Below are 24,622 nucleotides of genomic sequence, written 5' to 3'. Positions count from 1 at the left end.
TATTCTGTCGGTAACGTCAAAACAGCAAGGTATTAGCTTACTGCCCTTCCTCCCAACTTAAAGTGCTTTACAATCCGAAGACCTTCTTCACACACGCGGCATGGCTGGATCAGGCTTTCGCCCATTGTCCAATATTCCCCACTGCTGCCTCCCGTAGGAGTCTGGACCGTGTCTCAGTTCCAGTGTGACTGATCATCCTCTCAGACCAGTTACGGATCGTCGCCTTGGTGAGCCATTACCTCACCAACTAGCTAATCCGACCTAGGCTCATCTGATAGCGCAAGGCCCGAAGGTCCCCTGCTTTCTCCCGTAGGACGTATGCGGTATTAGCGTTCCTTTCGAAACGTTGTCCCCCACTACCAGGCAGATTCCTAGGCATTACTCACCCGTCCGCCGCTGAATCAGAGAGCAAGCTCTCTTCATCCGCTCGACTTGCATGTGTTAGGCCTGCCGCCAGCGTTCAATCTGAGCCATGATCAAACTCTTCAGTTCAATACTGCTTGGGTTTTGAGAAAACCCTAAACTTGGCTCAGCAATCGCAAATCTCTTCTCCTAAAAGAAGAGCACTCAATGATTTCTCGTTAAGTACATTGTGATGCTGATAATCTTGCTGACCACCAGTCTTACCTCACAAGCACCCACACGAATTGCTTGATTCAGTTGTTAAAGAGCGTTTCGATCAAGTCTTTCGTCTCAACCGAGGCCGCGCATTCTACAGCAGCCTTGTGTCTCGTCAAGCTGTTTTTGAAGAAGTTTTTCTTTCTTCTCAACCGCTTGCGCTTCCGATCAACCTAGCGTCTCTCGTCAGCGGGAGGCGAATCATACAGCGTCCAAAACCGCTGTCAACCACCTCTTTCAACCGCTTCCAATCAACCTGACCAGAGCCACCAACAGCGCAAAACCACCACCCTGTCAGCCCGGCGCATTCTACTCGAATCCGCCCTCCGCGCAAGCCTTTTATTTCGCTAACTTCTTGATTTACAAGAGGTTTCGCCAAAGGCCTGCGCCGGAGAAGGTGCGCATTATAGGTGCTCAGAAAACCACGTCAACGGTTGTTTTCAGTTTTCTCCACAGACGCAAATGGCTACGTACGTGCATATAGAGGTTCACATATATAGGCCTACCCAGTTTGCTGGTGGTAGAGTTTCCTCCGGCTTTCTTCAAAGTGCGTTCGACAGGCTTTACACTGGGCCCTACTTTAGATCGCCCGATGACCCAAATGCCGCATAAACCTGCCGATCCGCTCGACCTCTTACTGCTTCCTACTTGGCTCGTCCCAGTCGAGCCAGCCGGTGTTGTCCTGAAGAACCATGCATTGGGCATCCGTGACGGGCGCATCGTGCTAATAGCTCCTCGCGAGGAGGCAGCTCAATACATTGCCCGCGAAACAAGGGACCTCACCGGAATGCTCCTGGCCCCAGGGCTTGTCAATGCTCATGGGCACGCCGCCATGACCTTGTTTCGCGGACTGGCCGACGACCTGCCACTGATGACCTGGCTCCGTGAGCATATTTGGCCAGCGGAAGGCAGGTGGGTCGACGAAGCGTTCGTAAAAGTCGGGAGCGAACTGGCAATCGCAGAGCAGCTGCAGAGTGGCATCACCTGCTTCTCGGATATGTACTTCTTCCCAGAGGTAGTCAGTCAGCTTGTGCATAAGCATGGAATAAGGGCACAGATAACGATTCCGATTCTAGACTTCCCTATTCCAGGCGCTCGCGACGCCGATGAAGCGCTTCGCAAAGGTGTCGCATTATTCGACGACCTCAAACATCATCCGCGGCTGAGCATTGCCTTCGGGCCGCATGCCCCATATTCCGTAGCCGACGATAAGCTGGAGAGCATTCGCACACTCGTCGCGGAGATGGATATCGGCATTCATATGCATGTTCACGAAACGGCGCACGAAGTTGAGGAAGCGCTGAGCAAGCATGGCGAGCGCCCGCTGGCCCGTTTGGCTCGTCTGCAGCTCCTAGGCCCCCGATTCCAGGCCGTTCATATGACGCAGGTATGTGACGAAGACATCGCCCTTCTGGTCGAGCACAACTGCAGCGTCATTCATTGCCCCGAATCCAATTTGAAGCTGGCGAGCGGATTCTGTCCCGTCCAGCGCTTGTGGGAAGCCGGCGTCAATGTCGCCATAGGAACCGACGGCGCAGCCAGCAATAACGACCTCGACTTACTGGGCGAAACCCGAACCGCCGCCCTGCTTGCCAAAGCCGTCGCAGGATCGGCGACGGCTCTCGATGCCCATCGCGCGTTACGCATGGCAACGCTCAATGGCGCTCGCGCCCTCGGACTGGACGATCACACCGGATCATTGGAGATCGGAAAATTCGCAGACATGGTGGCATTCGATTTATCACGCCTTGGGCAACAGCCCGTCTACGATCCTGTCTCCCAACTGATCTACTCCAGCGGTCGAGATTGTGTACGCCATGTATGGGTGGGCGGCAAGCAACTGGTCGATGATCGTCAACTGATCCGTATGGATGAAGAGCACCTCATTGCCACAGCCAAGGCTTGGGGGGAGAAGATCGGCGCTAAACATTAAACGAGCACCGCTCATGCGGTGCTGCAACAAACTGACGTACACGAAGCGCTTCACCAAAGCCTCTTCGTCTGACAGAAGCTGGCAACATGAGCATTTGCAGCTCAAGCTTCTCCCTCAAGCTTTCAAACGGAACAGATCATGAGCAACGTCGACCACGCCGAAATAGCCAAATTCGAAGCCCTTGCCCATCGCTGGTGGGACCGCGAAAGCGAATTCAAGCCCCTGCATGAGATCAATCCGCTACGGGTCAACTGGATCGACGAACACGTTTCGCTGGCCGGCAAGAAAGTTTTGGACGTGGGTTGCGGCGGCGGAATTCTCAGTGAGGCCATGGCCCAGCGTGGCGCTACGGTGACCGGCATCGACATGGGCGAAGCCCCTTTATCCGTTGCTCGGCTGCATTTGCTCGAGTCTGGGCTGGAAATCGACTATCGCCAGATCACTGCCGAGGCGTTGGCCGACGAGGCCCCGGAGCAATTCGATGTCGTGACCTGCCTGGAAATGCTTGAACATGTGCCCGACCCCGCGTCGGTTATCCGCGCTTGCTACAAGATGGTGAAGCCTGGCGGGCAGGTGTTTTTCTCCACCATCAACCGCAACCCGAAGGCTTACGCATTCGCCATCGTTGGTGCAGAGTATCTCCTGCAGCTATTGCCCCGCGGTACCCACGACTATCGAAAGTTCATTCGCCCGTCGGAACTCGGCAGCTGGAGCCGAGAGGTCGGGCTTGCGGTCAACGACATTGTCGGCCTGACATATAACCCACTGACGAAACACTACAAGCTGTCACCGGATGTGGATGTCAACTACATGATCCAGACGCGTCGGGAGGCCTAATGCGTCTGCGAGCTGTGTTGTTCGATATGGACGGTACGCTTCTCGATACCGCTCCAGATTTCATCGCCGTGGCCCAGGCCATGCGTCTGGCCCGCGGCCTTGATCGCGTTCTGGACCAGCAAGTACGCGACGTGGTTTCCGGCGGAGCTCGGGCGATGGTGCTCAGCGCGTTCGATGTCGACCCTCTGTCAGAAGAATTCGAAACGCTGCGCCTGGAATTCCTGGACCGCTATCAGCGCCATTGTGCGGTTGAAAGCCAGCTGTATGGCGGAATGGCGGAACTGCTGGCCGAAATCGAGAAGGCGAACCTGATCTGGGGCGTGGTCACTAACAAACCGTTGCGTTTCGCCGAGCCGATCATGCATCAGCTGGGTCTCGCATCGCGCTCTGCGGTGCTGGTCTGCCCCGATCACGTCAGCAAGAGCAAACCCGATCCGGAACCGATGCTCTTGGCTTGCAGCCAGCTAGACCTCGACCCGTCGACTGTGTTGTTCGTGGGCGATGACCTGCGCGATATCGAATCGGGACGTGCAGCTGGCAGCCGAACGGCGGCAGTGCGCTATGGATACATCCACCCCGATGACAATCCAGATACGTGGGGAGCAGATCTCGTCATCGATCATCCCCTTGAATTGCGAGCCTTGCTGGAATCGAGCAGCTTGAGATAGCCCGCCACTTGCCACTCTTTTACGATAACCATTGGTGGGTTATGCCCACGCTTTGAATATGAGGCGTCAGATGTTCGAGTACTCAGCCCGCCCCGATCTGCTTAATAATCGGATCATCATGGTCACCGGTGCAGGCCGCGGAATTGGCGAGGCCGCAGCCAAAGCCTACGCAGCACACGGTGCAACTGTGCTGCTGCTGGGCAAAAGCGAGGACAACCTCAATAGGGTATATGACGAGATTGAAGCTGCCGGCTGGCCTCAACCAGCGGTGATTCCGTTCAATCTGGAAACAGCACTGCCGCATCAATACGACGAGCTTGCAGCAACTGTCGAGCGTGAATTCGGACGACTGGACGGGGTGTTACACAATGCAGGTATCGTTGGTCCACGCACGCCTATCGAACAATTGTCTGGCGATAACTTCATGCGCGTCATGCAAGTGAACGTCAACGCGGCTTTTATGCTCACCAGTACGCTGCTACCGCTACTCAAGCTATCCGATGACGCCTCGGTGATTTTCACATCGAGCAGCGTGGGACGGAGAGGCCGAGCCTACTGGGGTGCCTACGCTGTATCGAAGTTCGCAGCCGAAGGCCTGATGCAGGTATTGGCAGACGAGCTTGACGGTAGCGCCCCGGTACGTAGCAACAGCATCAACCCTGGGGCTACACGTACGGATATGCGCGCGAAAGCCTACCCCGGCGAGAACCCAGCGAACAACCCGCTACCGGCAGACATCATGCCGGTCTATCTCTACCTGATGGGGCCGGACAGTGCCGGCATTAACGGACAAGCGCTGGACGCCCAGTAATCTGCCTGCCGTAAAGCCTGATTTACCTGCACCATCGCGACGGCAAGCACGCCAAACTGGTGCCGTCTGGGTATCACGTTCAGCCCCACGAGATAACCAAGTAAAAAGGGCGAAGCCATTACGGCCTCGCCCTCTTTTATCCTTTCACGCTCTGCCTTCAGGGGCGCTTGGAGCGGTCACCGCGCCCGAAACCGGGACGCTGCCCGTCGGACGCTGGCGGACCGCTGCGCTTGGCCGGCGATGGCTTGCCACGGTTACGACCGACAGTGCTCGGCCGCTCTGCCACTGGTGTGCCGCGACCAGGCTTGCTGCGCTCATCGGCATCACGCGGCGTGCGCGCGGGCTGATCGTCGTGCGAACGGCGGCCTTTGTTGCCACCATTTGGCGCGTCCGCTTCATGAGCCGAACGAAGCACCCGCGGGCGACGCTCGCCGCGTCCGATAGGCTTGGCCACCTTGCGCTGCATACGGTCGAGCTTGTCCTTGGTCTTCGCCTTCATGCCAGGCAATGCCACCGGCTTGAGCCCGACCTCCTCGCTGAGGATGTCGACTTCGCTCTGGGACATCTCGCGCCAGCGCCCCATCGGCAAGTCCGAAGTCATGAATACCGGCCCGAACCGTACACGCTTCAGTCGACTGACGACGAGCCCCTGCGATTCCCAAAGACGGCGCACCTCACGGTTACGGCCTTCCATCACCACGCAGTGGTACCAATGGTTGAAGCCCTCACCGCCGGGCGCTTGCTGGATATCGGTGAAACGTGCCGGTCCGTCTTCGAGCATGACGCCTGTTTTCAGCCGCTCGATCATTTCATCGTCGACCTCGCCACGTACCCGTACTGCGTATTCACGATCCATCTCGTAAGAAGGATGCATCAGGCGGTTGGCCAGCTCACCATCGGTGGTGAACAGCAGCAGACCGGTGGTGTTGATATCGAGCCGGCCGATGTTGATCCACCGCCCCTCTTTCGGGCGAGGCAAACGATCGAATACCGTCGGGCGGCCCTCAGGATCGTCACGGGTGCAAATCTCGCCATCCGGCTTGTTGTAGATCAACACGCGGCGGACCACTTCAGCGGCTTCTTCGCGCTTGAGAAGCCGGCCGTCGACAGCGATCGCATCATGCAGATCGACACGTTGGCCGAGGGTTGCGAGGGCGCCGTTGACCTTGACCCGACCAGCGGCTATCCAGTTTTCCACGTCGCGGCGCGAGGCTAGGCCAATACGGGCCAAAACCTTCTGTAGCTTTTCGCCGTGGGCAATATGAGGGGTTGTATCTTCGTGTTCGGTCATCTGGGCACCTCCCGGTGTGGCAGTTCCGATAGAAAGGCCGCGCACTATACGCGGACCGGTCCGCCAAAGCACTAAGGCCTGTTCCGGTTTTGTTCACAGCTTGCGATAAAAACCGGAATAGGCCCTAGGCAGGTTAGCAGCCTGAACCGCGCGAGCGCGGCGCACCAGTTTGTTTATGCTCGACGCTGGTCCAGCGCCGCCAACGCATCAGCCGTGGCTTGCTGAATGCTGGCCCAGTCGCCGTTCTTGAGTGCCGCGCCGTCGATCATCCAGGTGCCGCCAACACACATCACGTTAGGGAGCGCCAAATACTGCGCCGCATTGCCGGCGTTGACCCCACCGGTCGGGCAGAAACGCACATCGGCAAACGGGCCGCCGAGGGCCTTGATAGCCGCAACACCCCCACACACCTCGGCAGGAAACAGCTTGAAGCGCCGGTAGCCGAGTGCGTAGCCGCGCATGATGTCGGATGCGTTACTGATGCCGGCCAACAACGGCACCGAACTGTTCACGCCGGCTCGCAACAGCTCGTCCGTGCAGCCCGGCGAGACAATGAACTGCGCGCCCGCCGCTTCGACCTCGTCCATCATGCGCTTGTCGAGCACCGTACCGGCGCCGACACAGAGCTCAGGCCGCTCTTTGCGCAAGCGACGGATCGCGGTGAGACCGTGTGCTGAGCGCAACGTGATTTCCAGGGCCGTCAGCCCACCAGCGGCAAGCGCATCAGCTAACGGCAGGATCTGATCCTCGCTGCCTATGGTGATGACGGGAAGGATACGAGCTTCGGTACAGATCTTTTCGATCAGTGCGTTTTTCTGGTCCATGGTCATGGAAAAGTCCTCGGGCCTCACGGGCACCAATAGATCTCTAACGGGGAATGTAAGAATGCGCGAATGGGCATCTGCAACGGGTCGAGCTGCATTGCCTGACGCAGCGTTTCCAGCTTGGCCGAGCCCTGAATCGCCAGGCACTGGACCCGGGCGGACGCCAGCAATGGATAGGTCAAGCTGATGCGCTGTTCGGGAGGCGTGGGCGCCAGCATTGGAAGGCAACGAGCAGTCCCATCATTGGCGAGCCCATGTGCCAGCAGCGGACTGTTCGGGAACAGCGAAGCCGTGTGCCCGTCGTTGCCCATGCCAAGTACCAACACGTCGATCGGCTGAGTGAGGCCTCCCAGCCGCTGGCTTGCCAACTCGGCTGCCTGCGCCAGAGTTTTGGCGGACTGGTAAAGGCCGAGCAGCTGCGCATCGACCGCAGCGTTCTGTAACAAATGCCGGCGCACCAGGCCTTCATTGCTGTCGGGGTCATTCACATCTACCCAGCGCTCATCAGCAAGGCTCACCTGCACTCTCGCCCAGTCCAGTTGGCGCGTTGATAACGCCTCCAGAAAGGCAATCGGGCTGCGCCCGCCAGATACCACCAAACTCGCTCGGCCATGGGTGGCGATCGCATAGTTCAGCGCCTCGGCGACGCGATCAGCCAGCGCCCCGGCCAACTGATCCGGCCCCGGCAGGCTGTGCGCGACCACGTCTGACGGTAATTCAAGTTCAGAGATCGCCATACCAGGACCTCCCATCACGTGTAATCAAGGCAATAGACGCGACCGGCCCCCAGGATCCGGCGGGATAGGGCTTCGGCGCATCACCGAGGCGTGACCAGCCATCGATAAGCTGATCACACCATTTCCAGGCGTATTCGATTTCATCCTTGCGTACGAACAGGTTCTGATTGCCCTGCATCACCTCGAGCAACAGACGTTCATAGGCATCAGGGATACGCGAGCTTTTGTAGGTTTCGGAAAAGTTCAGCTGCAACGGCCCACTGCGAAGGTGCATGCCCTTGTCGAGCCCCTGTTCCTTGGTCATCACCTGCAATGAGATCCCCTCGTCCGGCTGCAGGCGAATGATCAATCGGTTACTGATCAGCGAACGCTGCTCAGGCGCGAAAATATAAAACGGCGGCTCTTTGAAATGGATGACGATCTGCGAGACCTTCTCGGCCATGCGCTTGCCGGTCCGCAAATAGAACGGCACACCTGACCAGCGCCAGTTGCAGATGTCGGCACGCAGCGCGACGAACGTCTCGGTGCTGCTTTCGGCATTGGAGTTCTCTTCCTCCAGATACCCGGGAACAGCCTTGCCACCGACCGACCCGGCCACGTATTGGCCGCGTACCACCTGCTGACCGAGACGCTCTGGCGTGATCGGCGCCAGCGCCTTGAGCACTTTGACTTTCTCGTCGCGAATGCTATCGGCGGTGAGGTCGCTCGGTGGGTCCATCGCGATCAGGCACAACAGCTGCAACAGATGATTCTGGATCATGTCGCGCAGCTGACCCGCCTGATCGAAATACCCCCAGCGCCCTTCGATGCCGACGGTCTCGGCAACGGTTATCTCAACATGCGAAATGTGGTGCTGATTCCACTGTGTCTCGAACAGACTGTTGGCGAAGCGCAGCGCGATGAGGTTCTGTACCGTCTCCTTGCCGAGATAGTGATCTATCCGGTAAATCCGCGTCTCAGGAAAATACTGAGCGACCGCGTCATTGACGAGCCGTGAAGACTCCAGATCGTGGCCAATCGGCTTTTCCAACACGACGCGTGTCTGCTCGGCCAGCTCCACCGCCGCAAGGTGCTCACAGATCGATCCGTAAACAGAGGCAGGCGTGGCGAAATAAGCAATCAGCGGCATCCCAGACGACACCGTCTCTGCCAGAGCCGCGTAATCTTGTGCGTTGCGGAAGTCCATGGTCAGGTATTCCAGCCGCGCCTGAAACCGCGCAAGCGCCGCTTCATCCAACTGAGCGGCGGGGATATACCGGCGCAACGCCTGGTCGATCCGGTCCAGGTGAGCAGAAGGCTCTCCTTTATCGCGGGAAAGCGCCAATATGCGCGTGTCGCTATTGAGGAGTCCCGCTCGATCCAGCTGGTAAAGTGCGGGGAATAGCTTGCGCAGCGCCAGATCGCCCAAGGCGCCGAACAAAGCAAAGGTAGTCGCGTCAACGGTGATAGCAGGCATATTTTAATTACTAACCAAATTAAGCTGCATGACAGATTTGTTTGTGCAGTTTAAGCACATAATGTTGTTATTAAAACAACATATCCTGATTTTTTGCGTCTCGAACCGACGGTCAACGACCGCCGCAGACGCAGGCCCTTGCAAAGAAGAGACATGGATCGCATGAAAAATCTCTTGGAACAGATAAAAAATCGGCTCGACGAGCTGAATAAAGCGGAAAAGAAAGTCGCGGAGGCGATACTGAGCGATCCGCAGCAGGCGACGCGCTACAGCATCGCTGCGTTGGCGCAGGCCGCCAAAGTCAGCGAACCGACCGTCAACCGCTTCTGCCGCTCATTCGGTGCGGCCGGTTATCCCGTTCTCAAAATACAGCTGGCTCAGAGTCTGGCCAGTGGCGCGGCCTATGTCAGTCGCGCCGTCGAAGCTGATGACGGCCCCGAGGCCTATACGCGCAAAATCTTCGGCAGCGCCATTGCCTCGCTCGATAGCGCCTGTCAGGCCATCGATCCACAAGTGATCAGTCATGCGGTGGATCTGATGATTCAGGCACGGCAGATTCATTTTTTCGGCCTTGGCGCTTCTGCGTCGGTCGCGCTGGATGCCCAACACAAATTTTTTCGTTTCAACCTGCCGGTCACCGCCCACAGCGACGTGCTCATGCAGCGAATGCTCGCATCGGTCGCCCACACCGGCGATCTGTTCGTGATCATCTCTTACACTGGGCGCACCCGCGAACTGGTCGAGGCGGCGGCAATGGCACGCGACAACGGGGCTTCGGTGTTGGGGCTGACCGCCGCGGATTCTCCGCTGGCCAGGGTCTGCACGCTGAGTCTGGACATACCCCTGCCCGAAGACACCGATATCTATATGCCGATGACTTCGCGGATCATTCAGCTGACAGTGCTCGATGCGCTGGCCGCTGGCGTCACTCTGCGCCGCGGTGTCGACTTCCAGCCGCATCTACGCAAAATCAAGGAGAGTCTGATGGCCACCCGCTATCCGAACGAAGAGAGTTAATCACTTCTTTTTCTTCCTTGCCTTGCCCAAAGCCTTGAGTCGCAAGGCGGCCTGTTCGTTGACCGCCTTGCGCTCCTTGTTCTTCATGCCCTTCCAGCTCTTCATTTCATCCCGGCTACGCCCGCAGCCGATACAGACGTCGTCCTTGAGCTTGCAGATGCTGATGCACGGGTTCTTTGCCTTGTCGCCCAAAACCACCTCCGGTTCAGCTTGAGGACCCTACCGCCCTGGCTAAGTAGAGGTCCTCTTCGCCCGGAGGTTCTAGCGCAATTAGGCTATTGGCTCGATCAGTCCCACCAATATTCCACCTGCACGCCGAAGTTCGAGCCATGCTGGTCGCCACCGAAAGCACCGGTATCGGACAGCGCACTGCCGGCTGCCATCAGGTTTGCCGCATCCTGAGCCGCGTCGTTCCACTGAGCGTAGGTGTAGTACAGGCGCACCTCCGGACGCGACCAGAACTCGGGACCTGCCGGCGACCAGGTCGGCGCCACGGTGAACTTGGTTAATTTGCGGGTGCCTTCCGGTGCATCGATCTGGTCATGTCCGACCTCAGCGACCAGCTTGAACTGCTCGGTCAGCGCATAGACTGGACGCACCCCTACCGAGATCCAATCCTGATCTCCGCCATCCTGGCGCTTGTCTTTCTGATACACCGCCTGGATCTGGCCACCGAAACGTGGCGTGACCTGCCAATCGAAGTACTCGACAACTCGCCAGCTCGTATCGCTGCTGCCCAAGGTCACGTCGCCGGTATAGCCGAGGCCGGTACCCGGCCCCTCACCATACTGGACAGCGAAGGTATTGCTGCCGCCAAGGAAGCCGATCTGCTTGTGCTGGGCTGTAACAGCCCAGCCACTGTTAGCGTTGTCGCGATCCGGCTCGTCGATATAGCTAACCCCGAATTCCAGTTCGCCGCCGGGGTTGCTATCAAAGCCCCCGACGTTGAAGTCGTGGCGATTGATGTAGTTTTCCTGGAAAACGTTGTCCTTGCGTGAGAATGCATAGCTGTATTTCAGCCCACCGATTTCCATGTCCTCGATGCCGGCCCCGGTGGCGCTCTGGTTCCAGTAGTAGAAGTCGGAGATATGGATATCGTTCCGCTTGTAGAAGCGCCGCCCTGCCCACAACGAACCACCGTTAAGCGCCGGGACCTTGCTCCACTCGGCATAGGCCTGGACCATGCGCGCCCAACCGTGGTCACCGGTGAATTTCGGCGTGTGATCGTACTCGTTGTAAAGCGCCGCCATTCCCTCAAGGCTCACAACCGAACCATCACTCAGCGTAAACAAGTCGTGGCGCAAGCCCAGCTCCGCGTACTGCTCGCACTCATTGCCGAGACGAAACTTGGAAGGCGCGCCCGGCAGCTGGAAACAGGCTTGCGAAGCGCTTCCGCTCGACTCGCCTACGCCGCTGCGCACGTAACCATTGAAATCCAATGCCTGAACGGTGAATGGCATGGCAAGACTCGCCAGCGATACCGCGAGGCCCAGGCGTGTGGTTTTTTTCATATCCGCTCCAATTAGCTCTTATTGTTGTTACTGCCGTTGGATCGAGCCGATAGGCTCTCCTTTACGACCCGCACGCAGCGCCATGCGTGCTGCGGTTCGTCTTGTCGCGGCCAGCGGCGTTCGCCGCAACCGCTGTAACCAGACCATCAATAACACTCAAACAAGCTCGACGCCGGTACGCAGACACCCCGCCACCGGGCCTTTTTCCCACCCAGCAGTCAACGGGCAACCAGCCGCGTCACAGTGCCGTTACGCCCCGCCGAACCATTACCAGGCCGGACACCCAGCCGCTCGCCGGTCTGAGCGTCGAACAGCAGGACCTTGTCCGGCTCGAACTGCAGCGTCAGCGTCTGGCCGGGATTGGGTGCGGCGTCCGGCGCTAGGCGACAGCACACCTTGGTCTGGTTGAGGCTGACGAAAATCATGGTATCTGGCCCGGTCGGCTCGGTGACCTGCACCTCGGCCCGCAGCGACGGCAAATCGCCATCGGTACCGATGCCGATCTGCTCGGGACGAATGCCTAGCATCACCTCACGCCCCTCCAGCGACTCGCCGTGCGCGAGATTAAGCGGCAGCTCGCAGCGGTCTTGACCGCTATCGAGCAAGGCATGCCAACCGCCAACCTGTTTGGTCAGGCGCAGCGGTATGAAATTCATCGGTGGCGAACCGATAAAGCTCGCCACGAAGAGGTTGGCCGGACTGTTGTAGATGTCTTTCGGGGTGCCGAATTGCTGGACGATGCCGTCCTTCATTACCGCAACCTTGTCGCCCAGGGTCATCGCCTCGATCTGATCGTGAGTAACGTAGACCGTCGTAGTTTTCAGCCGTTGATGCATCAGTTTGATTTCGGTGCGCATCTCCACCCGCAACTTGGCGTCGAGATTCGACAACGGCTCGTCGAATAGATAAATCTTCGGCCGCCGCGCCAGCGCTCGCCCCATGGCGACTCGTTGCTGCTGGCCACCCGATAGCTGCGAAGGCTTACGCCCCAGCAGATGCTCGATCTGCAGCAACTGGGCGACTCGGGACACCTCTTCCTCGATCTTGGCGGCGGCCACCTTGCGCATCTTCAGCCCAAAGGCGATGTTTTCCTGCACAGTCATGGTCGGGTACAGCGCGTAGGACTGAAACACCATGGCGATGTCCCGATCCTTTGGACTGGCGGCACTGATATCAGCGCCATCGACACGAATCTCCCCGCCGGTGATTTCCTCGAGCCCGGCGATGCAATTCATCAGCGTTGATTTTCCGCATCCAGATGGCCCGACGAGAATCAGGAACTCCCCATCGTCGATCTTCAGATCGATGTCCTTCAGGGTGTCATGGGCGCTGCCCGGGTAGCTCTTGCGAACGTTACAGAGTTCAAGTGCAGCCACAGTCTTCTCCTAACCCTTGACCGCGCCGGCTGTGAGCCCGCGCAGGAAATATTTACCGGCGAGGATGTACACCACCAGCGTTGGCAGCCCGGCGATCATCGCCGCAGCCATGTCGACGTTGTATTCCTTGGCGCCCGTGCTGGTGTTGACCAGGTTGTTCAGCGCCACGGTGATTGGCTGGGTATCGCCGCTGGCGAACACCACGCCGAACAGAAAGTCATTCCATATCTGAGTGAACTGCCAGATCAGGCAGACCATGATGGTCGGGATCGACATGGGCAGCAGAATCTTCGCGAAGATCGTGAAGAACCCTGCCCCATCGAGCCGCGCGGCGCGAATCAAGGCGTCCGGCACGCTGACGTAGAAGTTGCGAAAGAACAGCGTGGTGAAGGCCAGGCCGTAGACCAGATGTACCAGCACCAGCCCCGGCGTAGTGTTGGCCAGGCCGAGCTGGCCAAGGGTAAAGGATGCCGGTAGCAGAATGACCTGGAACGGCAGGAAGCAGCCGAATAGCAGCAGCCCGAAGAACAGCTGCGAACCCGGAAAGCGCCACATGGCCAATACATAGCCGTTTAGCGCACCGAGTAGCGTGGAAATGATGACAGCCGGCACAGTGATCTTTACCGAGTTCCAGAAGTAACCACCCACCGCGTCCCAAGCCTTGATCCAGCCAATCACCGTCATCACATCCGGCCAGGACAGCAGGTTGCCGGTACGGATGTCTTCGGGCGTCTTGAAGCTGGTCAGCAGCATGACCACCAGCGGTACCAGATACATCGCGACCGCGGCCAGCAGCGTCGCGTAGATCGCAATCCGGCTGAACGTCAGGCGCTTGCGTCCTACAAGGCTAGTCATGGCGCTTGTTCCTCAATTCCGAGTAGAGATAGGGCACGACGATCGCCATCACCGCGCCGAGCATGAGAATCGCACTGGCGGCGCCGAGCCCCATCTGGCCACGGGTAAAGGTGTGGGCGTACATGAACATGGCTGGCAGATCCGAGGCGTACCCCGGCCCACCGGCGGTCATCGCAGCCACCAGGTCGAAGGCCTTGATCGCAATGTGCGCGAGGATCATCAACGCGCTGAAAAACACGGGGCGTAGACTCGGCAGGATGATCCGCAGGTAGATGCTCGGCAGGCTTGCACCGTCGATCTGCGCAGCCCGCACGATGGACTGATCGACACCACGCAATCCCGCCAGAAATAACGCCATGACGAATCCCGAGGCCTGCCATACCGCGGCGATCACCAAGCAATAAACGACGCGATCAGGATCAACCAACCAGTCGAAGCGAAACCCTTCCCAGCCCCAGTCACGGAGCATTTTGTCGATACCGAGGCCCGGATTCAGCAGCCACTTCCAGGCCGTACCGGTGACAATCATCGACAGCGCCATGGGGTACAGATAAACGGTGCGGATGAAGCCTTCGCGGCGGATACGCTGATCCAGCAGCACCGCCAGCAGTACGCCAATGGCAAGACTGATGGCGATAAACAAGCTGCCGAACACCAGCAGATTCTTGCTCGCGACCCACCAGCGATCGTTGTTCCAGAGGCGCTCGTATTGCAGCAGCCCGACCCATTTGTAGCTGGGCATGAAGCGCGAGTTGGTAAAAGAAAGCAGGAACGTCCAGAAGATGTAACCGTAGAAACCGACCAGGACGATCAGCATGCTCGGCGCCAGCACCAGCTTGGGCAGCCAGTTCTGCAACGCATCCAGCGGTGACGTTTTAGTGAAGACGGCCGTTGAGCTCATGCTTGGCTCCGTGGACATACAAGACCCATAACGCAGCTCCAGTCGTTATTAGCAGGCGCGACTCGCCCGTCACGGCCAGTTCGTGGACTGGCCGCTGGAGCCGATGTATCGGCATCGGCTGTTCGAGATAAAAAAGGGCCGCCGAGGACAGCGGCCCAAATGCGCTACTGAACCGCCTGGATCGCCGCAGCCAATTGCTGCGCCGCCTTTTTCGGATCGGCAGAAGGGTCGTTGAAGAAATTGGTGACCACGTCGAAAACAGCGCCCTGAACGTAGCTCGATGCAGCCATGCCATGGGCCAGGCTTGGCACCAGTCCCGGGCCTTGCGCCGCGGACTTGAAGTCTTCCATCGATTGCTGGGCGCAGACGTCAAATTCCGTCATATCCTGATCGAGCCGCACCGGAATCGAGCCCTTATTCTGGTTGAAGAACTGTTGAAATTCAGGCTCCAGCACGGTTCGCGCCAGATCCTTCTGAGCCTGGCGATCCTCGTCCTTGCTGAGTTTGAACATGGCCAACGAGTCGATGTTGTAAGCAAAGCTGCCCTGGGTTCCGGGAAAAGGAAGGCATTGGTAGTCGTCACCCGCAATCTTGTTGGCCGCGCTCCATTCGCTCTTGGCCCAGTCACCCATGATCTGCATACCGGCCTTGCCGTTCATCACCATAGCGGTCGCGCTGTTCCAGTCGCGGCCCGCAGCGTTGTTGTCGACATACCCACGCAACTTTTTCAGAGCAGCGAACGCCTCGACCATCTTTTCGCCGGTCAGCACATCACGATCGAGGTCGACGAATGCCTTGCGAAAATCCTCCGGCCCGAGGATGGCTAACGCCAAATCCTCGAACACGGTGCCGTCCTGCCAAGGCTGACCGCCGTGGGCCAGGGGCATGAAGCCAGCGGCCTTAAGCTTATCCGCGGCGGCGAAGAATTCGTCGAGGCTTTGCGGCGGCTTCGCACCGGCTTTCTCGAAGACGTCCGGGTTGATCCACAACCAGTTGACCCGGTGCACATTGACCGGCACGGCGACGTAATCGCCGTCGTACTTCATCGCGGCGGATACCTGTTTGGGCAACAGCTCGTCCCACTTGGCTTCTTCGGCTACGTCATTGAGATCGGTCAGCAGGCCCAGCTCGCCCCATTCCTGAATATCCGGCCCCTTGATTTGGGCCGCGGCAGGCGCGTTGCCAGACACGGCGCGCGTTTTCAGAACCGTCATCGCGGCCTCGCCACCGCCGCCAGCTACGGCGAAATCTTTCCAGGTGTGCCCCTGCTCTTCGACGAGCCGCTGCAGCGTATCGGCCGCACGCTTTTCGCCGCCCGACGTCCACCAATGCAGGACTTCGACCTCACCGGCGTGAGCGAACGGAACGAGGGAGACAAGGGAAACTGCGGTAACCAGACGATGAATCGTGTTCATTGGTCTTCCTTTTGTTTTTGTTATCGATGCAAGTCTCTGCTTGCGTTGCACCGATTCTAGGCGCGCCAGTCGGCGCAGCAGGTAACGAAGGGATAGCGAATAGTCACCGCCTCGTTACAAAGCGAGCGCCTCTGTAACGAGCCAGATGACGACAGATAGCCTCACCCTGCATGGCGCGGCAGACTTAAAGTCACCCGCAAACCACCTTCGGGCAGATTGCGCAGGCTGATCTCGCCGCCATGGGCATGCGCGATGTTGCGGGCGATACCGAGACCGAGGCCGTAACCGGGCTGCTTCGCCGCCAGACGAAAGTTCGGCTCGAAGACCTGCTGCAGCCACGCTGGCGGCACTCCCGGCCCTTCGTCATCGACGTGAAGCACGAACGTTTCGCCATCATCGACAATATGCAGATGCGCTCGCTCGCCGTACTTCAGGGCGTTATCCAGCAGGTTGCCGATACAGCGCCGGAGCGCGAGCGGCTTGCCGGCATAAGGCGCGGCGGGCTTACCCTGAACCGTTACACGGCCATTGCCGGCAGGCGCCAAGTATGGCTCGGTGACACAGTCGAGCAACAGGTTCAGATCCAGCGGCTCGATGTTTTCGTGGATGTCGGTGTCCTTGACGCATTGCAACGCGCCTTTGACCAGCAGCTCCAGTTCATCGAGATCACGGCTGAACTTGTTCTGCAGGGCCTCATCTTCAAGCAGCTCCACGCGCAGGCGGAGTCGGGTGATCGGGGTGCGCAAGTCGTGAGAGATCGCGCTGAACAACTGGCTGCGCTCGGTCAGGTAGCGACCGATGCGCTCACGCATGCTGTTGAACGCCCGGCTGACCTCGACCACCTCACTGCCGCCCTCTTCGGGCAGCAACTCCACTTCGCTGCCCAGCGACATCTCGCGCGCCGCTTGCGCCAACTGCTTGAGCGGACGGCTCTGCCAGTGCACAAGGATGCCGATGAACAACAACAGAAAGCTGGTGGTGAGAAAGATGAACCAGAGCTGCTGGGTCGGGATGCCGTCGTCTTCCAGGCTGACGTAGGGGGCCGGCATCAACGATGCAAGATAGAGCCACTCGCCCGGGGCAATCTGGATCTGCGTCACCAGCACGGGTGGATTCAGCGGTTCCAGACTCAGCGCGTAGTGGGCCCAGGATCGCGGCAGTTCGTCGAGCTTCAGCCCGCCATTGAAGATGCGCAGATCGTCGGGGCTGACGAAGTTGACCGACATGTCTGCGTCGCTGCCGAGGCGCTCACGCAGCACCTCGTCCACTTCCGCCAGGACTGCCTGTTTGCGCTCGGTCGGCGGCAGAATCTGCATCTCCAAGGGTTTGTCGTTCAACGATACGAAAAAGCGCGTACCGCCCATGCTGCGCAGCTGATCGAGCACCAGCGGGCGATAACCCAGCGGCAGCGAACGGAAATAACTGACACTGGCAGCCATCGAATGCGCCAGGCTGCGAGCGCTGGTCAGCAGCCCTTCCATCTGGCTCGCGCGCAGCTGTGATACCCAGATGAAGCTCGACAGCGCCTGCGCCAGCAGCACCACCAGCAGGGTCAGAAAGAGCATCCGGCCGAGCAGCGAGCGCGGCACCGGCAACCAACGGCGCTTAGCCGAGCGCGTCATGATGTGGCGCAACCTGGGCAGCCAGCAGGTAACCGCTGCCGCGCACGGTACGGATTAAACGAGGGCACTTACCGGTATCACGTAGTCGCTGACGCAGACGGCTGACGGCCATATCGACGATGCGCTCGAGCGGCATCACTTCGCGACCGCGGGTCGCGTTGGCGATGGTGTCGCGGTCGAGTATCTGCTGCGGATGATTGAGAAACAGCTTGAGGAGCGCGAAATCGGCGCCGGACAACAGCACCTCCTCGCCATCCTGATGAAACAGCCGGTGGCTGACCATATCCAACCGCCACTCATCGAACGCCAGCACATCACTGGTGCGTTCCTGACCGAAGTTGACGCGGCGCAGCAGCGCCTTGATCCGGGCCAGCAACTCACGAGGGCTGAAGGGTTTTCCCAGGTAATCATCCGCGCCCAGCTCCAGGCCAATGACCCGGTCAGCCTCGTCCGAGCTGGCAGTCAGCATGATGATTGGCATCTGCGCCAGACGTTGATGGCCGCGTACCCAGCGGCAGAGACTGAAGCCATCTTCGTCGGGCAGCATCACGTCGAGGATCACCAGATCCGCCGGATCACTGCCCATGGCCTCGCGAAATTGCGCACCGTCGCCCACGGTTCGCACCTGGAAACCGGACCGACTGAGGTAGGCGTCGAGCAGCTCGCGAATTTCCTGGTCGTCGTCGACCAGCAGAATCGATCTTCCAGCCTGATTCACCTGGCATCCCTTCTCTTGTTCTTGTTTCAAAACAGGTCAGTGCCCGCCAGACGCGCCCTCCAGCAGTTGCTGCAAAGCGACGCCTGCGCCTTCCAGCCCAGGGTACTCCGCCGTCACGACCCAGACCGGAACGTCGTCAAAATACCGACTCATGCAGCCCTTGTCGCGGAAACTCTGGCGAAAACCGCTTTTTACGAAGAACTCGACGAAACGCGGCACTATCCCGCCAGCAATATAGACACCGCCCTGCGCACCGGTTGTCAGTACGTTGTCACCCGCGATCCGACCCAGCCAGATGCAGAATTGCTCCAGCACTGCCGCGGCGTAGGCATCGTCTGCCAGGGCGGCTGCGGTCACTTCGGCCGGCGTCGTAAATCGTGGAGGCTGCTGATCGAGCGCGCAGCAGGTTCGATAGAGCTCGAGAAGACCACCACCGCTGAGGATCGCCTCGGCATTCACATGACCATGTTTCTGATGCAAGTGGGCCCACAAGGCGGCTTCCCGGGCCGTGCCAATCGGCAGGCAAACATGTCCGCCTTCACCTGGCAATGCTCGCCATCCGCCGTTTTCCAGAGGCAACAACGTGGCGACGCCCAGTCCGGTGCCAGGCCCGATCACCAGGCGTGCCCGCCCGGCTTCGGATTTTCCGGAACAGACCTCAATCAGCTCCCCCTCGCGCAGACGGGTCATGCCAAGCGCCATGGCGGTGAAGTCATTGATCAGCAGCAGATCGCTCAGTCCAAGGTCCTGGCAGAAGGTGTTGCGGCTGAGGCGCCAGTGGTTGTTGGTGAAGGCGAACTCATCGCCGCACACCGGTCCGGCACAGGCCAGGCAAACTGCTTGTAGCGCCTCGACGCTTTGCCCGACGCCCTGCAGATAAGCGCGAATGGCGTCTTCCGGACGTGGATACTCCATGGTCGGCAGCACCCGCACCGATTCGATCTGCTGATCGCGCCACAAAGCAAAGCGAGCATTGGTACCACCGATATCGCCTACCAGTGCTGTCACTTGAGCGCCTCCAGCTCCTCGGTGAACACGCTGGCGCCCTTCTCCGCCGGACTGAACGCCGAACGCAGAAAGCCGAACAGCTCCCGGCCGCAACCGATTCCTAGGTCACTCGGCGCCATCACCCGCTCACGACTGTCGAACTCTGCCTGATCGACCAGCACGCGCAGTTCACCTGTCTCGCCATCGACACGAATGATGTCACCATCGCGCACTCGGCACAGCGGGCCGCCATCGAGCGCCTCGGGGCTGACGTGGATCGCCGCCGGCACCTTGCCCGACGCGCCGGACATACGGCCGTCGGTGACTAGCGCCACCTTGTAGCCACGGTCCTGCAGCACACCGAGGAACGGCGTCAGCTTGTGTAGCTCCGGCATCCCATTGGCCTTCGGCCCCTGGAAGCGCACCACGGCGATGAAGTCCTTCTCCAGCTCGCCTTTCTTGAACGCTTGTGCCAGCTCGGTCTGATCGCTGAACACCCGCGCCGGTGCCTCGACCACACGGTGTTCGGGCGCGACCGCCGAGATTTTGGTTACACCGCGGCCGAGGTTACCTTCCAGCACACGCAGGCCGCCTTCGGGCGAGAACGGTCGCTCGGTCGGGCGCAGAATCGCCTCGTCGAGACTGCCTTCCGGACCTTCCCGCCAGATCAATTGACCCTCTTCAATAAAGGGCTCCTGGGTGTACTGCCTGAGACCATGCCCCATGACGGTGTAGACGTCTTCGTGCAACAGTCCGGCATCAAGCAGCGTGCGCACCATGAATGGCACGCCGCCGCAGGCGTGGAAATGGTTTACGTCAGCCTGCCCGTTGGGATAGACCTTGGCCAAGGTCGGCGTTACCGCGGAGATATCCGCCATATCCTGCCAGGTCAGCTGAATACCCGCTGCCTGGGCGAAGGCCGGGATATGCAAGGTGTGATTGGTTGAACCGCCTGTGGCATTCAGCGCCACCACTGAGTTGATGATCGCCTTCTCGTCGACGATCTTGCACAGCGGCAGGTAGTTGCCGGACTGACGTGTCAGGCGAGTCACCTGGCGCGCCGCCTCACGGGTCAGCTCGTCACGCAGCGGTGTGTACGGGTTAACGAACGAAGATCCAGGCAAGTGCAGCCCCATGATCTCCATCACCACCTGATTGGTATTCGCCGTGCCGTAGAAGGTGCACGTGCCGGGACTGTGATAGGACAACATCTCAGATTCCAGCAGCTCCTCGCGGCTGGCCTTGCCTTCGGCATAGCGCTGACGAACCTCGGCTTTTTGCTTGTTTGGAATGCCTGAAGGCATCGGCCCGCCGGGCACGAACACCGCCGGCAGGTGACCGAAACGCAAGGCACCAATCATCAGACCCGGGATGATCTTGTCGCAGATACCCAGATACAGCGCTGCGTCAAACATGTTGTGCGACAGCGCAATGGCAGTCGCCATGGCAATGACCTCACGACTGGCGAGGCTCATCTCCATCCCCGCCTCGCCTTGCGTCACGCCGTCACACATGGCTGGCACACCGCCGGCGAACTGCCCGACCGAGCCGACATCACGCAGCGCCTGCTTGATGATGTCCGGGAAGTGCTCGTACGGCTGATGCGCCGACAGCATGTCGTTGTACGCCGAGACGATGGCGACGTTGGCCTCATTCATCAGGCGCAGCTTCTGCTTGTCGCTGGACGACGCACAGCCCGCCACGCCGTGAGCGAAGTTGGCGCATTGCAGCTTGCCGCGCTGAGGTCCATCACTCGCCGCCCCGGCCATCTGGGCAAGGTAGCGCTGCCGCGACGGGCGGCTGCGCTCGATCAAACGTTCGGTAACTTCTTGAATCCGCGGGTGCATGCCATCACTCCTGCTCGTGAATCTGTAGTTTTACCAACAAAACAACATGTATCTGGGCTTGATTTCTATTTTGACAGGAATAATCTTGTGATTCCTACAACAAATTCCGCCCAGGACCCTCTTATGACTATTCGCATCGCCATCAACGGCTTCGGCCGTATCGGACGCAATGTCCTCCGCGCCCTGTACAGCCAAAGCTACCGCGAGCATCTTCAGGTCGTGGCGATCAATGACCTCGGCAGCTCGGCGATGAATGCTCATCTCTTGCAGTACGACAGCGTCCATGGCCATTTCGATGCCAAAATCGAAGTGAATGATGATCGGCTGGTGGTCAACGGAGACTCGATCGCGGTGAGTGCGATCCGCAACCCGGCTGAACTGCCCTGGCGCCAGCACGAGGTCGATGTGGTCTTCGAGTGTACCGGTCTCTTTACCTCCCGCGAGAAAGCCAGCGCTCACCTGGAAGCAGGTGCCGGCAAGGTGATCATTTCCGCTCCGGCGTCCGGCGCCGATGCCACCATCGTCTACGGAGTCAATCACGGCATCCTGCGCCAGTCGCATCAGATCATCTCCAACGCGTCCTGCACCACCAACTGCCTGGCCCCGGTCGCCCAGATCCTGTCACGCGAATACGGTATTGAGCACGGCCTGATGACCACCATCCATGCTTATACCAACGACCAGAATTTGTCCGACGTCTACCACAGCGATCCCTACCGCGCGCGCTCGGCCACGCAATCGATGATTCCGACCAAGACCGGCGCAGCCGAAGCCGTGGGTCTGGTTCTGCCGGAACTGGCCGGCAAGCTGACCGGCATGGCGGTCCGGGTGCCAGTGATCAATGTATCGCTGGTAGATCTGACCCTCGAACTCAGCCGTGAAACCACCGCAGACGAGGTCAACGCGCTGATGCTAGACGCCAGCCAGCGCTCGCCCATACTGGCCTGTAACTCGTTGCCGCTGGTCTCCTGCGATTTCAATCACAACCCCATGTCGTCGATTTTCGACACCAACCACACCAAGGTTAGCGGACGACTGCTGAAAGTGATGGCCTGGTATGACAACGAGTGGGGATTCTCCAATCGAATGTTGGACACCTGCCGCGCCTTGCACGAAGCACCGTAGCCGGCAATTCGGCTCAGCCGCCCATTCAGCAAGCCAGGGAAGAATATGAACCGCATCGATTTCGTTACCGCGACACTGCCCGCCCGCAAACGCATCGCGCTGGTCGCGCACGATCACTGCAAGGACCGCCTGCTGGACTGGGCGGACCGACAGAAAGAGAAACTGGCGAACCACGAATTGCTCGCCACCGGCACCACCGGCCTGCTACTTGGGCGTCGCCTGGAGCTGCCGGTGGAATGCATGATCAGCGGTCCGCTAGGCGGGGATCAGCAAATCGGTGCGCGCATCGCCGAACGGCGCATCGACATGCTGGTGTTCTTCTGGGATCCCTTCGAGCCGCAGCCGCATGACCCTGATGTGAAAGCGCTGCTGCGGGTTGCTGCGGTCTGGAACATTCCGCTGGCCGCCAACGAGAGCAGCGCCGATTACTTACTCTCTAGCCCATTACTTGATGAAGCCCACGCGCTGAGCATTCCGGACTACGACAACTACCTGGCAGGCCGGAAAACAGAAAACTAGTCGCGGCGTTCCTCGTCCGGAACGCTTTGGCTTTCATCTTCCGCTTCGTTGCGCAAATCATCGAAGTCGGTCTTGAGGCCGGTTTCCATGCTGTCCAACTCCGCCAGCAGGCTGCGGAAGCTGGTTTGCTCGCGCGGCGTTTCCGATTCCAGTTCGGCGTCGACGCGCGCCTGCAATGCCGCCGGCACCGGCGCCTCTTCGACATCGACAGGCAACGGCTCGGGCTCCATCTCGCGCAGTACCGCCAACGGCGGCAGCTCGTCGAGGTTTTTCAGGTTGAAGTGATCGAGAAATTGCTTGGTGGTGGCGAACATGGCCGGCCGTCCCGGCACGTCGCGATGACCAACCACCCGCACCCATTCGCGCTCCAACAGCGTCTTGACGATCTGACTGTTGACCGCAACGCCGCGAATGTCCTCGATTTCTCCTCGCGTGATCGGCTGACGATAGGCGATCAGCACCAGGGTTTCCAGCAATGCGCGTGAATAGCGCTGCGGCCGCTCCTCCCAGAGCCGGCCCACCCAGGGCGAAAAGCGCTCACGCACCTGCAGGCGGTAGCCGCTGGCAACTTGCTTCAGCTCGAACGCGCGCCCCTTGCAGGATTTGTCGAGCACTTCCAGCGCTTTACGCAACAGCGCCGGCGCGGGCCGTTCGGTATCCTCGAACAGCTCGGCCATTCGCTCGATCGACATCGGTTTCCCCGAGGCGAGCAGGAAAGCCTCCAGTAGCGAAGCGAGATCCTTGGGATCAGAGAGATTCAACCTTGATTACCTCGACTCATACCTAAACCGTGCGAACAGACTATTCGACCCGAGCGCGAACATGAATTGGCGCGAAGGGTTCGTTCTGCACCAACTCGACCAGCGATTCCTTGATCAACTCGAGCACGGCCATGAAGGTCACCACCACGCCAAGCCGGCCTTCTTCGACGGTGAATAGCGTGGCAAAAGGAACGAAGGCCCCGCCTTTGAGGCGCTCCAGCACATCGCTCATACGCTCGCGGGTCGACAAGGTTTCGCGCGTGACCTGATGGCTTTCGAACATATCCGCACGGCGCAGCACCTCGGCCATGGAGATGAGCAATTCCTCGAGACTCACTTCGGGCAGTAGCTTGCGCGCCCGAGCGTCCGGCGCATCGATTCTCGGCACATGCAGATCGCGGCCGACGCGCGGTAATTGATCGAGGTCTTCAGAGGCCGCCTTGAAGCGCTCGTATTCCTGCAGTCGACGTATCAGCTCTGCTCGCGGGTCGAGTTCGTCCTCCTCCACCTCGGCCGAACGCGGCAGCAGCATGCGCGACTTGATCTCAGCCAGCATCGCGGCCATCACCAGGTATTCGGCGGCCAGCTCCAGCCGCACCGCCTTCATCAGCTCGACGTACCCCATGTACTGGCGGGTAATCTCCGCAACCGGAATATCGAGGATGTCGATGTTCTGTTTGCGGATCAGATAGAGCAGCAGATCCAGCGGACCTTCGAACGCCTCGAGAAACACCTCCAGCGCATCTGGAGGAATATAGAGATCCTGCGGCAGATTGTTGAACGCCTCGCCATA

Annotated in this window: 23 protein-coding genes and 1 rRNA gene; 7 read left to right on the top strand and 17 right to left on the bottom strand. The window is 59.5% G+C overall.

The genetic code is table 11. From position 1 onward, the window contains the following. A 16S ribosomal RNA gene (locus DQ405_RS14590) occupies window positions 1–492 on the bottom strand; the annotation flags it as partial. A 727-nt stretch (window positions 493–1,219) separates the two neighbouring features. Between DQ405_RS14590 and DQ405_RS14580 the strand changes: the two genes are divergently transcribed. The 4 genes from DQ405_RS14580 (at window position 1,220) to DQ405_RS14565 (ending at window position 4,867) form a co-directional block, all read left to right on the top strand. Then, window positions 1,220–2,551: a TRZ/ATZ family hydrolase gene (locus DQ405_RS14580; protein ID WP_168424892.1), complete on the top strand. Its 1,332-nt coding sequence runs from the start codon at window positions 1,220–1,222 to the stop codon at window positions 2,549–2,551. A 138-nt stretch (window positions 2,552–2,689) separates the two neighbouring features. After that, on the top strand, window positions 2,690–3,388 hold the full coding sequence (gene ubiG / locus DQ405_RS14575) for a bifunctional 2-polyprenyl-6-hydroxyphenol methylase/3-demethylubiquinol 3-O-methyltransferase UbiG (protein WP_168424878.1): 699 nt from the start codon (window positions 2,690–2,692) through the stop codon (window positions 3,386–3,388). Beyond that, entirely contained in the window at window positions 3,388–4,056 is a 669-nt protein-coding gene (gene mupP, locus DQ405_RS14570) for an N-acetylmuramic acid 6-phosphate phosphatase MupP (protein WP_168424877.1), read from the top strand. The genes ubiG and mupP overlap by 1 nt, the downstream gene beginning before the upstream one ends. Window positions 4,057–4,126: 70 nt before the next feature. Next, a complete protein-coding gene (locus DQ405_RS14565; protein WP_168424876.1) occupies window positions 4,127–4,867 on the top strand; it encodes a YciK family oxidoreductase in 741 nt (246 codons plus the stop codon). 157 nt (window positions 4,868–5,024) lie between these two features. On the opposite strand, the gene rluB is transcribed toward DQ405_RS14565, so the two are convergent. From rluB to zwf, 4 genes are all read right to left on the bottom strand, one after another. Beyond that, window positions 5,025–6,158, bottom strand: coding sequence for a 23S rRNA pseudouridine(2605) synthase RluB (gene rluB / locus DQ405_RS14560; RefSeq protein WP_168424875.1), 1,134 nt, complete (start codon window positions 6,156–6,158; stop codon window positions 5,025–5,027). A gap of 173 nt (window positions 6,159–6,331) precedes the next feature. Then, on the bottom strand, window positions 6,332–6,988 hold the full coding sequence (locus tag DQ405_RS14555) for a bifunctional 4-hydroxy-2-oxoglutarate aldolase/2-dehydro-3-deoxy-phosphogluconate aldolase (protein ID WP_168424874.1): 657 nt from the start codon (window positions 6,986–6,988) through the stop codon (window positions 6,332–6,334). Window positions 6,989–7,005: 17 nt separating this feature from the next. Then, entirely contained in the window at window positions 7,006–7,719 is a 714-nt protein-coding gene (gene pgl / locus DQ405_RS14550; RefSeq protein WP_168424873.1) for a 6-phosphogluconolactonase, read from the bottom strand. Continuing rightward, window positions 7,706–9,175 (bottom strand): glucose-6-phosphate dehydrogenase, encoded by a 1,470-nt coding sequence (zwf, locus tag DQ405_RS14545; RefSeq protein WP_168424872.1) that lies wholly within the window; start codon window positions 9,173–9,175, stop codon window positions 7,706–7,708. Before zwf ends, pgl begins: the two co-directional genes overlap by 14 nt. 162 nt (window positions 9,176–9,337) lie before the next feature. Here zwf and DQ405_RS14540 point away from each other — a divergent pair, with 162 nt between their 5' ends. Next, complete coding sequence (locus DQ405_RS14540; protein WP_174824679.1) at window positions 9,338–10,192, top strand: MurR/RpiR family transcriptional regulator; 855 nt, start codon at window positions 9,338–9,340, stop codon at window positions 10,190–10,192. Here DQ405_RS14540 and DQ405_RS14535 read toward each other — a convergent pair whose 3' ends face one another. The 10 genes from DQ405_RS14535 to edd all read right to left on the bottom strand — a co-directional run bounded on the left by DQ405_RS14535 (window position 10,193) and on the right by edd (window position 21,424). Further along, window positions 10,193–10,384: a DUF1289 domain-containing protein gene (locus DQ405_RS14535; RefSeq protein WP_168424870.1), complete on the bottom strand. Its 192-nt coding sequence runs from the start codon at window positions 10,382–10,384 to the stop codon at window positions 10,193–10,195. 95 nt (window positions 10,385–10,479) lie between these two features. Then, window positions 10,480–11,703 carry a maltoporin gene (locus DQ405_RS14530; protein WP_168424869.1) on the bottom strand — a complete coding sequence of 408 codons (1,224 nt, stop codon included), beginning with the start codon at window positions 11,701–11,703 and terminating at the stop codon, window positions 10,480–10,482. A 218-nt stretch (window positions 11,704–11,921) separates the two neighbouring features. After that, window positions 11,922–13,079, bottom strand: coding sequence for a sn-glycerol-3-phosphate ABC transporter ATP-binding protein UgpC (locus DQ405_RS14525; protein ID WP_168424868.1), 1,158 nt, complete (start codon window positions 13,077–13,079; stop codon window positions 11,922–11,924). A gap of 9 nt (window positions 13,080–13,088) precedes the next feature. Next, the gene (locus DQ405_RS14520) at window positions 13,089–13,934 is read right to left on the bottom strand and encodes a carbohydrate ABC transporter permease (RefSeq protein ID WP_168424867.1); all 846 of its coding nucleotides are present in this window, start codon (window positions 13,932–13,934) and stop codon (window positions 13,089–13,091) included. Then, a complete protein-coding gene (locus DQ405_RS14515; RefSeq protein ID WP_168424866.1) occupies window positions 13,927–14,835 on the bottom strand; it encodes a carbohydrate ABC transporter permease in 909 nt (302 codons plus the stop codon). The genes DQ405_RS14520 and DQ405_RS14515 overlap by 8 nt, the downstream gene beginning before the upstream one ends. Before the next feature lie 164 nt (window positions 14,836–14,999). Beyond that, window positions 15,000–16,250, bottom strand: a complete 1,251-nt coding sequence (locus DQ405_RS14510) for an ABC transporter substrate-binding protein (RefSeq protein WP_168424865.1) — start codon at window positions 16,248–16,250, stop codon at window positions 15,000–15,002. Window positions 16,251–16,411: 161 nt separating this feature from the next. Then, entirely contained in the window at window positions 16,412–17,872 is a 1,461-nt protein-coding gene (locus DQ405_RS14505) for an ATP-binding protein (RefSeq protein ID WP_168424864.1), read from the bottom strand. Further along, the gene (locus DQ405_RS14500; protein ID WP_168424891.1) at window positions 17,856–18,590 is read right to left on the bottom strand and encodes a response regulator; all 735 of its coding nucleotides are present in this window, start codon (window positions 18,588–18,590) and stop codon (window positions 17,856–17,858) included. The genes DQ405_RS14505 and DQ405_RS14500 overlap by 17 nt, the downstream gene beginning before the upstream one ends. 36 nt (window positions 18,591–18,626) lie before the next feature. Continuing rightward, complete coding sequence (locus DQ405_RS14495) at window positions 18,627–19,598, bottom strand: glucokinase (RefSeq protein WP_168424863.1); 972 nt, start codon at window positions 19,596–19,598, stop codon at window positions 18,627–18,629. Beyond that, window positions 19,595–21,424 carry a phosphogluconate dehydratase gene (edd, locus tag DQ405_RS14490; protein ID WP_168424862.1) on the bottom strand — a complete coding sequence of 610 codons (1,830 nt, stop codon included), beginning with the start codon at window positions 21,422–21,424 and terminating at the stop codon, window positions 19,595–19,597. The genes DQ405_RS14495 and edd overlap by 4 nt, the downstream gene beginning before the upstream one ends. 123 nt (window positions 21,425–21,547) lie before the next feature. On the opposite strand from edd, the gene gap reads away from it, so the two are divergent. Beyond that, complete coding sequence (gap, locus tag DQ405_RS14485; RefSeq protein WP_168424861.1) at window positions 21,548–22,549, top strand: type I glyceraldehyde-3-phosphate dehydrogenase; 1,002 nt, start codon at window positions 21,548–21,550, stop codon at window positions 22,547–22,549. A 45-nt stretch (window positions 22,550–22,594) separates the two neighbouring features. After that, on the top strand, window positions 22,595–23,068 hold the full coding sequence (locus DQ405_RS14480) for a methylglyoxal synthase (RefSeq protein ID WP_168424860.1): 474 nt from the start codon (window positions 22,595–22,597) through the stop codon (window positions 23,066–23,068). On the opposite strand, the gene scpB is transcribed toward DQ405_RS14480, so the two are convergent. Continuing rightward, window positions 23,065–23,829, bottom strand: a complete 765-nt coding sequence (scpB, locus tag DQ405_RS14475; RefSeq protein ID WP_168424859.1) for an SMC-Scp complex subunit ScpB — start codon at window positions 23,827–23,829, stop codon at window positions 23,065–23,067. The genes DQ405_RS14480 and scpB overlap by 4 nt on opposite strands. A 40-nt stretch (window positions 23,830–23,869) precedes the next feature. Beyond that, a complete protein-coding gene (locus DQ405_RS14470; protein ID WP_168424890.1) occupies window positions 23,870–24,568 on the bottom strand; it encodes a segregation and condensation protein A in 699 nt (232 codons plus the stop codon). Window positions 24,569–24,622: the final 54 nt, after the last annotated feature.

Source organism: Pseudomonas sp. SST3 (genome assembly GCF_003325755.1).
The sequence above is the reverse complement of the archived record's forward strand: the minus strand, read 5'-3'. Positions and strand labels throughout refer to the sequence as shown.

What these genes read in the sequence shown, in the direction of transcription:
- DQ405_RS14580 (WP_168424892.1), top strand. Translation starts at nt 1,220, where the DNA reads ATGCCGCATAAACCTGCCGATCCGCTCGACCTCTTACTGCTTCCTACT.
- ubiG (WP_168424878.1), top strand. Translation starts at nt 2,690, where the DNA reads ATGAGCAACGTCGACCACGCCGAAATAGCCAAATTCGAAGCCCTTGCC.
- mupP (WP_168424877.1), top strand. Translation starts at nt 3,388, where the DNA reads ATGCGTCTGCGAGCTGTGTTGTTCGATATGGACGGTACGCTTCTCGAT.
- DQ405_RS14565 (WP_168424876.1), top strand. Translation starts at nt 4,127, where the DNA reads ATGTTCGAGTACTCAGCCCGCCCCGATCTGCTTAATAATCGGATCATC.
- rluB (WP_168424875.1), bottom strand. Translation starts at nt 6,158, where the DNA reads ATGACCGAACACGAAGATACAACCCCTCATATTGCCCACGGCGAAAAG.
- DQ405_RS14555 (WP_168424874.1), bottom strand. Translation starts at nt 6,988, where the DNA reads ATGACCATGGACCAGAAAAACGCACTGATCGAAAAGATCTGTACCGAA.
- pgl (WP_168424873.1), bottom strand. Translation starts at nt 7,719, where the DNA reads ATGGCGATCTCTGAACTTGAATTACCGTCAGACGTGGTCGCGCACAGC.
- zwf (WP_168424872.1), bottom strand. Translation starts at nt 9,175, where the DNA reads ATGCCTGCTATCACCGTTGACGCGACTACCTTTGCTTTGTTCGGCGCC.
- DQ405_RS14540 (WP_174824679.1), top strand. Translation starts at nt 9,338, where the DNA reads ATGAAAAATCTCTTGGAACAGATAAAAAATCGGCTCGACGAGCTGAAT.
- DQ405_RS14530 (WP_168424869.1), bottom strand. Translation starts at nt 11,703, where the DNA reads ATGAAAAAAACCACACGCCTGGGCCTCGCGGTATCGCTGGCGAGTCTT.
- DQ405_RS14520 (WP_168424867.1), bottom strand. Translation starts at nt 13,934, where the DNA reads ATGACTAGCCTTGTAGGACGCAAGCGCCTGACGTTCAGCCGGATTGCG.
- DQ405_RS14515 (WP_168424866.1), bottom strand. Translation starts at nt 14,835, where the DNA reads ATGAGCTCAACGGCCGTCTTCACTAAAACGTCACCGCTGGATGCGTTG.
- DQ405_RS14510 (WP_168424865.1), bottom strand. Translation starts at nt 16,250, where the DNA reads ATGAACACGATTCATCGTCTGGTTACCGCAGTTTCCCTTGTCTCCCTC.
- DQ405_RS14505 (WP_168424864.1), bottom strand. Translation starts at nt 17,872, where the DNA reads ATGACGCGCTCGGCTAAGCGCCGTTGGTTGCCGGTGCCGCGCTCGCTG.
- edd (WP_168424862.1), bottom strand. Translation starts at nt 21,424, where the DNA reads ATGCACCCGCGGATTCAAGAAGTTACCGAACGTTTGATCGAGCGCAGC.
- gap (WP_168424861.1), top strand. Translation starts at nt 21,548, where the DNA reads ATGACTATTCGCATCGCCATCAACGGCTTCGGCCGTATCGGACGCAAT.
- DQ405_RS14480 (WP_168424860.1), top strand. Translation starts at nt 22,595, where the DNA reads ATGAACCGCATCGATTTCGTTACCGCGACACTGCCCGCCCGCAAACGC.